This is a genomic window from Lentzea sp. NPDC042327 (genome assembly GCF_040647275.1).
Taxonomy (GTDB): domain Bacteria; phylum Actinomycetota; class Actinomycetes; order Mycobacteriales; family Pseudonocardiaceae; genus Lentzea.
This window is the reverse complement of sequence record NZ_JBEZBX010000001.1, coordinates 682,270-694,519: the sequence shown is the minus strand read 5'-3', so window position 1 is coordinate 694,519 and position 12,250 is coordinate 682,270. Positions and strand designations below refer to the sequence as shown.

Here is a 12,250-nt window from a genome sequence, read left to right as displayed (position 1 = left end):
GGTGAGCCTAACCTAAGTGGTCGCGGAGCCGAGTCGCCAAGCGGCCCAAAGCCGGGCGTAACGCCCGTCACGCGCGACCAGCTCGTCGTGGGTGCCCAGCTCCACCACGCGGCCCGCGTCGAGCACCGCGATCCGGTCCGCGGCGACGGCCTGGGTGAGCCGGTGCGCCACGAGCAACGTCGTCCGGCCCCGGCAGGCCGCCAGCGCCGCCTTCTCCAGCTGTGCGGCGCCCTGGCTGCCCGCCTCCGCTGTCGACTCGTCCAGCACGACGACGGGGGAGCGGCCCAGCACGAGGCGGGCCAGCGCGATCTGGGCGATCTTGGTCACGTCGAGGCGTTCGCCGCCCTCGCCGACGTCGGTCCGCAGGCCGTCGGGCAGCGCCTGCACCCACCCGGCGGCGCCGACGGTGCGCAGGGCGGCCATCAGCTCGTCGTCGGTCGCGTCGGGGGCGGCCAGCCGCAGGTCCTCCGCGAGCGGGCCGGCGAAGACGTGCGCCTCCTGGGTCAGGATGCTCACCAGCGCCCGCGCGCCCGCCTCGTCCACGTCCGCGAGGTCGGTCCCGCCGATGTGCACCGACCCGGTCAGCGGGGTACCGGTGCCCGCGACCAGGGCCGCCAGGGTCGTCTTGCCCGCACCCGTCGCGCCGACGAGCGCCAGCGACGTGCCCGCGGGGATCTCCAGGTCCACGTCCCGCAGCACCACGTGGTCGGACTCGGGGTAGCGGAAGGAAAGCCCGCGCACCGACACGGGCAGCGGCCGCGCGTTCGCGTCCACGGCCACCGCGCTGCGCACGAGCTGGTCGCCGTCGGACTCCGACAGCACGCCGACCAGCCGGGTCAGCCCCGCGCCGGACTTCTGCGCCTCGTCGAAGAACGCCATGATCAGCCCGAGCGGGTTGAACAACCGGTGGAACAGCAGCGCGGCCACCGACACCTGGCCCAGCGTCGACTGCCCGTTCGCCACCAGCAGGTAGCCGACCACGATGATCAGGCCGAGGCCGATGAACTCGGCGCGGTTCTCGCGGCCGATGAACCGGCCGAAGAACCGGAAGACGTCGATGCCGATGTTGCGCACCCGCCACGACTCGGCGGTCACCTTGTCCCGGAACGCGCTCTCCAGCCGGTAGGCCCGCACGGTGTCGATGCCGTCGAGGCCGCTGATCAACGCCTGCGCGCGGTCGGCCTGCGCCTCGGACCGGGCGCGGTAGAGCGGCTGCGAGCGCGGCAGGTACCAGCGCAACGCCCACCAGTAGGCGGGCAGTGCCATCGCACCGGCGAGCCCCAGCCGCCAGTCCAGGCCGAACATGCCGGCCGTGGCGATCACGACCAGCACGGTCGCGGAGAAGATCGTCGGGATCGCGGTGCGGAAACCCTTGGAGATCACGGCGACGTCGTCGCCCACGCGGGACAGCACGTCACCGCGGCCGACCTGTTCGATCCGCGCGCTCGGCATCCCCAGCACCGCGCGGACAGCGCCTTCCCGCAGGCGTGCCAGCAAATCTGCGCCCACCCGGCCGACCAGGTAGGTCGACACGGAGGTCATGACGGCCCCGCCCAGCGCGGCCAGGACCGTGGTGGTGCCGATGGACCACAGCACCGCCGGGTCACGGCCCTGCTGCACGCCGTCCACGACGGTGCCCAGCAGGAACACCGGGACCACCTGCAGCACCGCCCCGGCCACCGTCGCCAGCACGGTGGCGATCGGCAGCAGCGGGGTGGTGCGGCAGTGGTCGTACACCCAGCGGAGGGCCTCCCGTCCGGTCGCCGTGCGCAGGATGGTCACGGGCGCGGACGCGGTGGTGCTCACTGTTCGGAGGCCTTTCGCAGGGGTTGAGCGGGTACTACGACTTCGCGGACTTGGCGATCTCGTCGATCGCGTACGGCAGCGAGGCCAGCGTGGCCTGCGACATCGCGGCACCGATCGCGGGGCCCTCGCTGTCGAGCAGCCACGACACCTTGCCCGCCTTGACGGCGGGCAGGTTCGCGAAGAGCTCGAACGACTTCAGCTTGTCCGCGTCGGCCTTGTCGGCGATCACGAAGATGCGGTCGACGTTCATCACGTCGATGCGCTCGGGGGACAGCGTGGTGAAGAACTTGCCGCCCGCGACCTCGTCGACCTTCGTGTTGCCCTTGAAGCCCATGCCGGTCACGAGCTGGCTGCGCACGTCGGTCGTGGCGAACGGCGCAATGGCGTCCTTGTACCAGGAGGTGACGACCGCGGTCTGGTTCGCCCAGTCCGGGTTGGCCTTCTTGATCTCGGCGAACTTGTCGTCGACCGACTTGATGATCTTCTCGCCCTCGGCCTGCTTGCCCAGCGCCTTGGCGATCTGCAGGGTGGTGTCCTGCCACTTGCCGCTGAACGCCTCGGCCTCGCCCTTGGGGCGGCCGACCGTCGGGGCGATCTTGCTGAGCTTGTCGTACCAGGCCTGGTCGGCCTCGGAGTAGACCGCGACGATCAGGTCGGGGCGCAGCTGCGCGATCTTCTCGTAGTTGGGCTCGGTGTCGCCGTTCTTCATGACGACCTCGGGCTTGGTCGAGCCCCACTTGTCCTTCACCCACGGCCACTGGGTGTTGACGTCGGGGCTGGTGCTCTCGGGGTTCGGGTACTGGTCGACCATGCCGACCGGGACCGTGCCGAGCGCGAGCATCGTCTGCTCGTCGGTGTAGCCGAGGGAGACGACCCGCTTCGGGGCCTCCTTGATCTCGGTCGTGCCGAAGAAGTGCTCGACCTTGGTCGGGAACGTGCCACCGCTCGCGTTGCCACCCTCGGGCGTGGACGCCGGCTGGGAAGAGCCGCACCCGGCGAGCACGCTGCCGCCGACGACCACGGCGGCGGCCACAGCGGTCAGCCGCTTCCAGGTCATGGCTGTTCTCGGACGGTTGAAGCCCATTCGGCACCTCGATCTTCGCTGCCCACGCGGCGGGGGAATTTAGGACAGCCGAACCTTATCACCCAGTTAGGGCAGGCTAACCTAGTCCTTGGTCACTCTTCGATACCACGTGCGTCCGGCCGATCGGCACGATCAGCGGCCGTTCCGAGACGGGGTCGTCGATGACCTTCGCCTGCAGGCCGAACGTGTCCAGCAGCAGCTCGCTGGTGATCACCTGGCTCGGGTGGCCCTGGGCGACGATCGACCCCTGCTTCATGACGATCAGGTTGTCGCTGTAGCGGACGGCCAGGTTCAGGTCGTGCAGCACCATCACGATCGTGCAGCCGTTCTCGTGCAGGTCGTCGACGAGGTCGATCACGTCGATGGCGTGCGCGAGGTCGAGGTAGGTCGTCGGCTCGTCGAGCAGCAGCAGGTCGGTGCCCTGCGCCAGCGTCATGGAGATCCACACCCGCTGCCGCTGCCCGCCCGACAGCGAGTCGACCGGCCGGTGCGCGAGGTCGGAGACACCGGTCATGGCCAGCGCTCTCGCCACGATCTCCGCGTCGTCCGACGACCACTGCCGCACCCAGCTCTGGTGCGGGTGCCGGCCCCGCGCGACCAGGTCGGCGACCGTCAGGCCCTCCGGCGCGATCGGGGTCTGCGGCAGCAGGCCCATCCGCTTCGCCACGTCCTTCGTCCGCAGCCGCGCGATGTCGTCGCCGTCCAGCAGCACCGTGCCCCGGCGCGGTTTGAGCAGCCGGGACAACGTCCGCAGCAGCGTCGACTTGCCGCAGCCGTTCGGCCCGATCACCGTGGTGATCACCCCGGTCGGGATGGCGACGTCCAGGTCGTCGAGCACGACCCGGTCGGCGTACCCGACCGTGACGCCCTGGGCGCCCAGCCGGGCGACATCGTTGCGCATCGCGGTCATAGGTCAACCTTACTTAACTGAGGCTCACCTCAGGCAGGACGCTTCACATTCGCGCGCACCAGCAGGTAGACGAGGAACGGGCCGCCGATCATCGCGGTCACGATGCCGACGGGCAGGTCGTTGGGCAGCACCTGCCGCGCGATCAGGTCGGAGCCGATCAGCAGCAGCGCGCCGAAGAGCCCGGACGCGACCAGCGGCGGCACCGGGGTGCGCAGCAGCCGCATCGTGATCTGCGGCGCGACCAGTGCGACGAACGGCACCGGACCGGCCGCCGACACCGCGACACCGGCGAGCAGGACCGCGCACAGCAGCAGCACCGCCCGCACGAGCGAGTACCGCACGCCCAGGCCGGCGGCGACGTCGTCACCGAAGTGCATGGGGCGCAGGTGGAACGAGACCGCCAGCACGACCACGACCAGCGCGACCGTGATCCACAGCGTCGTCCACACCTCGGCCCACGACCGCGAGTCGAGCGACCCGACCAGCCACGACTGCGCGCGGGCGACGTCGCGGATGTCGGCCAGCACCAGCAGCCACGTCGTCAGCGCCGTCATCATCGCGCTCACCGAGACGCCGATCAGGATCAGCCGGAACCCGTCGATGCCCTTCCGCCACGCGAGGAAGTAGACGAGCAGCCCGGTGCCGAGGCCACCGGCCAGCGCCGCCGCGGGCAGCCCGATCGACCCGCCGACCACCGCGCCACCCGACGTGGTCACCACGAAGATCGCGCTCGCGCCGGCGCCCGTGGTGATGCCGAGGACGTCCGGGCTCGCGAGCGCGTTGCGGGCGATCGACTGGGTGAGCGCACCGGAGATGCCGAGCGCGACGCCGACGATCAGGCCGATGAGCGACCGCGGCATGCGCAGGTCCATGACCACGAACTCGTCGACCCGCTCGCCCTGGCCGAAGATCGTCCTGATCACGGCGGGCAGGTCGATGGTGAAGTCGCCGACCGCGATGGACACGCAGAACAGCAGGAACGTGGCCGCGGCGAGCACCACCGCGGCGAGCACGAGCCAGGGCCGCCAGACCCAGGACCAGTCGCCCAGGCGCAGGCCCGCGGGCATCTTCTCGGTGGCCGGGTCGGCCGCGGAGGTGCTCATGCCTGCCTGAACTTCCCGAGCCACACCAGCACCGCGAAGAACGGGGCGCCGAGCAGCGCGACGACGATGCCCGCCTGCAGTTCCGCCGGGCGCACGACCAGCCGGCCGGCGATGTCCGCCACCAGCAGCAGGACCCCGCCGAGCAGCCCCGCGAACGGAACCAGGAACCGGTAGTCGGGGCCGGTGATCCAGCGCGCGATGTGCGCGACCATCAGCCCGAGGAACGCAATCGGCCCGCACGCCGCCGTGGCCGCGCCGGCGAGCAACGTGATCGCCAGTACGCCGACGGTCCGCCCGGCCGCGATGTTCACGCCGAGCCCGCGCGCCACGTCGTCACCGAGGTTGAGCAGGTTGAGCGTCGGCAGGTTCACCACCGCCAGCACCAGCCCGGCGGCGACGAACGCCCCGGCGACCGCGATGACGTTCCAGCCGACGCCCTGCACCGAACCGGCGTTCCAGAACCGCAGCACGTCCAGCGACGCCTTGTCCTGCAACGCCACCGCCGTCGTCATCGCGGCGAGGAAGATCGTGACGCCCTGCCCGGCCAGCGCGAGCGTCAGCGGGTTGCCCGAGCCGCGGCCGAGGCTCGCCAGCCCGAACACGACAACACCGGCCGCCGCGGCACCGGCCAGCGCGAACCACAGGTACTGCAGCGGGTTCTGCAGGCCGAAGAGGTAGACCGCGAGCACCACCGCGAACGACGCGCCGGAGTTGACGCCCAGCAGGCCGGTGTCGGCGATCGGGTTGCGGGTGTGGCCCTGGATCAGCGCACCGGCGACCCCGAGCGCGAGCCCCGCCACGACCGCGAGGACCGTGCGCGGGATGCGCGACGTGTGGATGATCAGCGCGATCTCGGTGAGCCGCTGGTCGGTGCCGGGGTCGCCGAACAGCCCCTGCCACACCTGCGCCGGGCTGAGCGCCCGTGCGCCGATCGTCGTGGAGAGCACCGCGGTGGCGGCGAGCAGGACCACCAGGAGGACGAGTCCCAGCAGCCTGCGCCGTCGCGGACCGGCGCCCCCACCGGCCGGTGCGGGGTCGACTCCGCGTTGCTCCACCACGATGCTCACGAGCCGCTACGTTAGCTCACCCTTACCTAAGTGGGTGACGCGCGTCGATCACGTGACCGCGTGCCTGGCCCGGCCCCCGGTCAGCCCGTGATCCGCAGTCCCCGGCGCAGCGCGTCCAGCTCGTCGGTGAACATCCGCCGCGAGACCTCCGCGCTCTCGACGAGGCTCGACCCGTGGAACGTGCCGGGGTAGAGGCGCAGCTCGGCCTGCACCCCCGCGTGCGCGAGCCGGCGGGCGTACTCGATGCCCTCGTCGCGCAGCGGGTCGAACTGGCAGACGGTCACGAACGCGGGCGGCAACCCGGACAGGTCGGTGGCGCGGGCGGGCGCGGCGTAGGGCGAGACCTCCTCGGCACCACCGAGGTAGCTGGCCCAGCTGAAGATCGCGTTGGGCCGGTTCCACAGCGGCGTGTCCACGTAGTCGCGCATGGACTCGGTGTCGAGGCGGTCGTCCAGCTCGGGGATGCCGAGCAGCTGGAAGCACAGCGCGGGCCCGCCGCGGTCGCGGGCCAGCAGCGCGACCCCGGCGGACAGCCCGCCGCCCGCGCTCTCCCCGGCCACGCCGATGCGCCCGGGGTCGACGCCCAGCTCGGCCGCGTTGGCCGAGAGCCACCGCAGGGCCGCGTAGCAGTCCTCGACCGGTGCCGGGAACGGGTGCTCCGGTGCCAGCCGGTAGTCCACCGACACGACCACGACGCCCAGCTCGTCGACCATGCGCAGCACGGAGGAGTGGAACATGTCGAGGTCGCCGACGATGAACCCGCCGCCGTGGACGTAGAGCAGGCCGGGCACGGGCTGCGCGTCCCTGGTCGGTGAGTAGACCCGCACCGGCACGTCCGGCGCGCCGTCGGGTCCCGGCACGGTGGTGTCGCGGACGTCGATCGCGTTCACCGGTTCGTACGTCGGCATGGCGGCGAGGAGCTCGGACTGCCTGGCGCGGGCGGCCAGCAGCTCCTCGTGGTCGGTGAACCGCAGTGCGGGCAGCATGTCGAGCCAGGGCAGCAGTTCCGGGTCGATGGCGTAGCTCATGCACCGATCATGGAGCCGTTCCAGCTCCGGCGGCAGCCGACACGTGGCGGGGGATCGGCGCTCCGGGACAGCCAGGTGGCGGATCGCCCGGTGCGGCCGTCCCGCGGGGCTATCGTGACGGGATGAAGGGCCTGCTGCTGCGGCTGTCCGGGTTGGACGCCGATGCCGAGAACGCCGTGCGGGTGATCGGGTTCTTCGACCGCCTGATCACCGAGCGCTCCGGCCTCGACACCCTGGTGCACAGCACGGCCGAGCTGGCCGGCTGCCCGGTCGGCCTGCGGGCCCCCGGCCAGGGCCTGGTGCTGCGCGCCGCCCCCGGCACCGGCGTGACGGCCGCACCGGCTCCCGCACGTGCAGCGGTCCGCGCACTGGAGGGCGGCGCCGACGTGTGGGTGGCCCGCGAGGGCGCGCCCGCGCCGTTGGACGACATGCTGCTCGAACGGTTCGCCATCGCCGCCGCCGTGCTGCTGGACCACTCCAGCGTGCCGTTGCCCGAACTGGGCGATCCCGCGCTGGTGGAGCTGGTGCTCTCGGAGGGCGCCGGCACGGCGGAGCGCTCGCGGGCGCTGCACCTGCTCGGCATCGCCGCCACGAGCCGGTTGCGGGTGCTGGCCACCACCGGCGACCTGCCGGGGCGGTCGGTGGTGCTGGGCAGCGTGCGGGCAGTGCTGAGCACGGACGTGCCGGACGCAGCCGGGGTGCCGGGTGCCGTTGGATTTCCGGGTGCCGTCGGGCTGCCGGGTGCCGTCGGGGTGTCAGGCGCCGTCGGGGTGCCGGATGCCGTCGGATTGCCGGGCGTCGCCGGGGTGCGAGTCGGCGTCGGGCTGCTAGGCGCCGCCGAGGTGCCGGATGCCGCTTGGGCGCCGGGCGTTGCAGGGCTGCCGGGCACCGCAGGGATGCCAGGCGTCGTCGGGCCGCCGGATGCCGTCGGGGTGCCGGATGCCGTCGGGGTGCCGGATGCCGCCGGGGTGCCGGATGCCGCCTGGGCACCGGGCGTTGCAGGGCTGCCAGGCGCCGCCGGGGTGCGGGTCGGCGTCGGGCCGGTGGTGCCCGCGATCGAGGCGGCCCGGTCGTGGCAGGACGCGCTGAAGGCGTTGCGGTTCACCGCGGACAGCGAACCCGTGGTGTGGTGGGACCGGCTCGGCGGCCTCGCGCTGGTGGCCGAGCGAGTCGACCGGGACGACGTCGCCGCGCTCGACGACGTCCGCGCACTCGACCGGCTGGCCGCTGTCCAGCCCGACACGCTCGCGGCACTGGACGCGTTGTGCGCCACCGGATCGGTGCGCAAGGCCGCCGCCGTGCTGCACCGCCACCACAGCACCATGACCGTCCGGCTGGCCCGCGCCGAGACGGTGCTCGGGTTCGAGGTCGACTCAGCGGGCGGGCGGTTTCGGCTGCACCTCGCGCTGCTGCTGCGCCGGTTGCGGGACAACGGGTCCGGCTGATCCAGCAGGCGCACTCCCTGCGCCCGCGGTCGTCCCGCTGCCGCTGGGCGGTCAGCCGAAGAACTCGGTGAGCGCCCGTGCCACGAAGTCGGGCTGCTCCTCGGCGAGCCAGTGGCCGGAGCCGTCGACCCGCACCACCTGGAAGTCGTTCGCCACGGCCGGCAGCGCGCCCAGGAACTGGTCGTAGGACGAGACTGACGCGAGGCCCAGCACCGGCGGGACGAGCTTGGCGTAGGTCTTGCCGTCGGCGATGTCCTGGTGGAACGCCTGGTACCAGCCGTTGCTCGCGCGGATCGCGTCCGGTGAGTTGTAAGACCGCGCGTAGATCTGGCGGGACCGCTCGTCGATCGCGGCCGGCGTGAACGCGGTGTTCGCGAACAGCCAGTCGGCGAGGTGGCGGAACCGGCCGGCGAGCAGCTGCTCCGGCAGGGCCTGCACCTGGTTGAACGCGAACCACCACAGGCTGAATCCGCCGGGCGGCGGGAGCAGCGGGATGTGGTAGAAGCTCTCGTCCGGGTGCAGCACGTCCATGAACGCGACCTTGTCGACGGCCGCGGGGAAGTTCGCGGCGAACGCGAACGCCACCATGCTGCCCAGGTCGTGGCCGACGACGTTGACCTTGCTGTACCCGAGCGCGCGCACCAGCTCGTGGATGTCGGTCGCCATCGTCTTCTTGTCGAACCCGGACTGCGGCTTGTCCGAACCGCCCATGCCGCGCAGGTCCACCGCGATCACCCGGTACCGGGCGGCCAGCGCGGGCATGATCTTGTGGTAGAGCCACCACGTCTGCGGCCACCCCGGCAGCAGCACCAGCGGCTCGCCGCTGCCACCCGTGACGTAGTGCAGGCGGACGCCGTTCACCCGCGCGTAGTTGTGCTTGAACCCGGGCAGGTTCGGTTCCGCGTGCTTCGCCCCGGCGCCCTCCGCGTTCGCGACCCCGGTGCCCGCGACCCCCGTGCCCGCGGCGAGTGCGGCGCCCAGTGCGAAGACGCCGCGTCTGTTCAACTCCATCGTCCCTACCCCCACATCCCGTTGCTCGGCGCGGACATCCGAACAAGCGGCGCTTGAAGACCGGTGGAACCGGTCAGTGCGCGTGGAGGTCCTCGGCGCTCCACGGCGGCAGCGGGTCGTCGAACGCGGCCCAGCCGGCCGGGTCCGCCAGCTCGGCGTCGGTCAGCAGGGCGGGGTCGAGGAGGCGGCGCGGCTCGTCGGGGTCGAGACCGACACCGATGAACACCAGCTCCTGCCGCGGCCGCTCGTCGCCGGTGAGCAGCTGGCCGGGTTCGAACGTGAGGTTGGGACCGGCCTGCGACCACACCGCGAGCACGTCCCGCCGGGTGGCGATGTGGCAGAAACCCTTGCTGCGCAGCGGTGTCCGCCAGTCCGTCAGCGCGGCCAGCAACCGGCCGGGGTGGAACGGCCGGTCGGCACGGTAGGTGACCGACCGGATGCCGTACTCCTCGGTCTCCGGCGTGTGGGTGCCCGCGAGCTCCTGCGCCCAGCCGGGGGACCGGGCCGCGGTGACCGGGTCGTAGCGGCCGGTGTCGAACACCTCGGTCAGGTCGATGACGCCGCGCTGGGTGTGCAGCAGCCGTGCGACCGGGTTGAGCCGCTTGAGCAGCGCGTTCACCGTCGCGAGCTCTTCGGCGCCGACCAGGTCCGTCTTGTTGACGACGATCAGGTCGGCGAACTCCACCTGGTCCACGAGCAGGTCCGAGATCGTGCGCTCGTCCTCCTCCGCGGCGGCCAGGTCGCGTTCGTCGAGCCGGTCACCCGCCTTGAGCTCACGCAGGAACCCGGCCGCGTCGACCAGCGTCACCATCGTGTCGAGGCGGGCGTGGTCGGACAGGCTGGTGCCGTCCTCGAAGGTCCACTCGAACGTGGCGGCCACCGGCATCGGCTCGGAGATGCCGGTCGACTCGATGAGGATCGAGTCGAACCGCCCCGACCGCGCCAGCTCGCCCACGCTCTCCAGCAGGTCCTCCCGCAGCGTGCAGCAGATGCAGCCGTTCGTCAGCTCCACCAGCCGTTCGGTGGTGCGGTCGAGCGTCCCCTGCCCGGCCACGAGCGCGGCGTCGACGTTGACCTCGCTCATGTCGTTGACCACCACCGCCACCCTGCGCTGCTCGCGGTTGGCGAGCACGTGGTTGAGCAACGTCGTCTTGCCGGCGCCGAGGAACCCCGACAGCACCGTCACGGGCGTGCGCATCAGAGCTCCGCCTCCTCGTGCCACTCGCCGAACGGGTCCACGAAGTCGAGCTCGTCCGCCAGCGCGAGCTCCTCGTCCGTGACCACCGCGGCCGTCAGCGCGGCGGTGATCCGCACCGGGTCCTTCGTGGTGATCACGACGAGTTCCTGACCCCTGTCCCGCGGCCAGGCCCCGAGGTTCCCCACCCGCAACCCGCCACCGGCCGACTCCAGCCACAGCGCCTCGTCGGGCTGGCTCACCACCCACACCCGCCCGCGCGTGCGCACCACCCCGTCGAGCAGCACGTCCACCGCCTTGTGCAACCGCATCGGGTGGAACGGCCGCGCCTCGCTGAAGCACACCACCGACACCCCGTGCGCGGCGTGCAGCGGCGGCGCCCCGTAGAGCAACGACCCGAACCCGTCGTCGAACCCACCCCGCCGCGCCGTCGCGGGAATGGCGGCGAGCAACGCCGGCACGTCAATCCCGTCGAGCTGCTGCCGCGGCGCCAACGGGTTGAGCCGCTCCAGCACCGCCGCCGTCGCCGGGTCTGGTGCCGCGGTGAGCACCAGCGCGTCGGCGAACTCCGCCTGCCCGACGACGACCTGCGCCACCGTCCGCTCGTCCTCCGCCGCCGCACCCATGCCGCGCTCGGCCAGCGTGTCACCGCCGGTGGCGTCGGCCAGCCACCGCGCCGGGTCGACGACGGTGAGCACCGCCTCCACCTCGACCTCGGTCGCGCTGAGGGCGAAGCACACCGCCTCCGGCTCCAACGCCGGGTCGAGGTGCACGACCACACGGGCGTCGAGCCCCTCCAGCAACGGGACCAGGTCCAGCCGCAACGTGCACGACACGCACCCGTGCGCCAGCTCCAGCACCGTCAACCGGCCGTCGACCCACCTGCGCACCACCCCGTCGGCCAGGCGGCTGAGGTCGTGCCGGACCAGCACCGAGTCCGGCGACGCCCGCCACACCTCGTCCGCCACGTCGTGCTGCGTGAACCCGGCTACCAATACGACCCTCGCTGCCATGGGTGGCAGCGTACATGACAATGATTATCGTTAGCACGAATGGGTGGGGTGGGAGAGTGGTTGGGGCCGACGTGGGGTGGTTGGCTGCGCGGGCGAGTTGGGTGGTGTGGGGTGGGCGATGCGGTGGGCTGGGCGGTGCGGGTCGGCTGAGGAAGGCGAGCTGGTCTGGGAGGCGCGGGCCTGCCGGGGAGCGCAGGCCAGCGCAAGCCGCCTGGCAGCGCAGGTCGGTCTGGCGGCGCGTGCCAGCTGGGCAGGGCAGCCGGACGGCGGATCGGCTGGGCGGCGCATGCCAGCGGGCGTCACGGTCGATTGGGCAGCGCGGGTCGGCTGGGCAGCGCGGGTCGGCTGGGCAGCGCGGGTCGGCTGGGCAGCGCGGGTCGGCTGGGCAGCGCGGGTCGGCTGGGCAGCGCAGGCCCGCTGGGCAGCGCGGGTCGGGGGCGACGCAGGTTCGCTGGACGGCGCGGGTCGGCGCGTGCCAACTAGGCAACGTGAGCCCACGATCCGACGCGCGTCGGATCGGCGAGGCGGCGCGGGTCCGGCGGACACCATGAGCCCGCAGGGCAACACAGGCCGCTTGGCCAGCGCGAC

At 72.3% G+C, this 12,250-nt stretch carries 10 protein-coding genes; 1 reads left to right on the top strand and 9 read right to left on the bottom strand.

All coding sequences use genetic code 11. The features are described 5' to 3' along the window. Positions 1-12 precede the first annotated feature (12 nt). The 6 genes from AB0A63_RS02890 to AB0A63_RS02865 form a co-directional block, all read right to left on the bottom strand. On the bottom strand, positions 13-1,806 hold the full coding sequence (locus AB0A63_RS02890) for an ABC transporter ATP-binding protein (protein WP_360384612.1): 1,794 nt from the start codon (positions 1,804-1,806) through the stop codon (positions 13-15). Positions 1,807-1,840: 34 nt separating this feature from the next. Then, entirely contained in the window at positions 1,841-2,863 is a 1,023-nt protein-coding gene (locus AB0A63_RS02885) for an iron-siderophore ABC transporter substrate-binding protein (RefSeq protein WP_360384610.1), read from the bottom strand. A 103-nt stretch (positions 2,864-2,966) separates the two neighbouring features. Then, positions 2,967-3,800: an ABC transporter ATP-binding protein gene (locus AB0A63_RS02880; protein WP_360384608.1), complete on the bottom strand. Its 834-nt coding sequence runs from the start codon at positions 3,798-3,800 to the stop codon at positions 2,967-2,969. Between the two features lie 29 nt (positions 3,801-3,829). Next, positions 3,830-4,903 carry an iron chelate uptake ABC transporter family permease subunit gene (locus AB0A63_RS02875; RefSeq protein WP_360384606.1) on the bottom strand — a complete coding sequence of 358 codons (1,074 nt, stop codon included), beginning with the start codon at positions 4,901-4,903 and terminating at the stop codon, positions 3,830-3,832. Continuing rightward, a complete protein-coding gene (locus AB0A63_RS02870; RefSeq protein WP_360384604.1) occupies positions 4,900-5,970 on the bottom strand; it encodes an iron ABC transporter permease in 1,071 nt (356 codons plus the stop codon). The genes AB0A63_RS02875 and AB0A63_RS02870 overlap by 4 nt, the downstream gene beginning before the upstream one ends. Before the next feature lie 80 nt (positions 5,971-6,050). Further along, a complete protein-coding gene (locus tag AB0A63_RS02865; RefSeq protein WP_360384602.1) occupies positions 6,051-6,998 on the bottom strand; it encodes an alpha/beta hydrolase in 948 nt (315 codons plus the stop codon). A 122-nt stretch (positions 6,999-7,120) separates the two neighbouring features. Here AB0A63_RS02865 and AB0A63_RS02860 point away from each other — a divergent pair, with 122 nt between their 5' ends. Next, positions 7,121-8,443, top strand: a complete 1,323-nt coding sequence (locus AB0A63_RS02860) for a helix-turn-helix domain-containing protein (protein ID WP_360384600.1) — start codon at positions 7,121-7,123, stop codon at positions 8,441-8,443. A gap of 51 nt (positions 8,444-8,494) precedes the next feature. Here AB0A63_RS02860 and AB0A63_RS02855 read toward each other — a convergent pair whose 3' ends face one another. From AB0A63_RS02855 to AB0A63_RS02845, 3 genes are all read right to left on the bottom strand, one after another. Continuing rightward, complete coding sequence (locus AB0A63_RS02855; protein WP_360384598.1) at positions 8,495-9,454, bottom strand: alpha/beta hydrolase; 960 nt, start codon at positions 9,452-9,454, stop codon at positions 8,495-8,497. Positions 9,455-9,527: 73 nt separating this feature from the next. Next, entirely contained in the window at positions 9,528-10,652 is a 1,125-nt protein-coding gene (locus AB0A63_RS02850) for a GTP-binding protein (protein WP_360384596.1), read from the bottom strand. Further along, complete coding sequence (locus tag AB0A63_RS02845; protein ID WP_360384594.1) at positions 10,652-11,662, bottom strand: GTP-binding protein; 1,011 nt, start codon at positions 11,660-11,662, stop codon at positions 10,652-10,654. The genes AB0A63_RS02850 and AB0A63_RS02845 overlap by 1 nt, the downstream gene beginning before the upstream one ends. Positions 11,663-12,250: the final 588 nt, after the last annotated feature.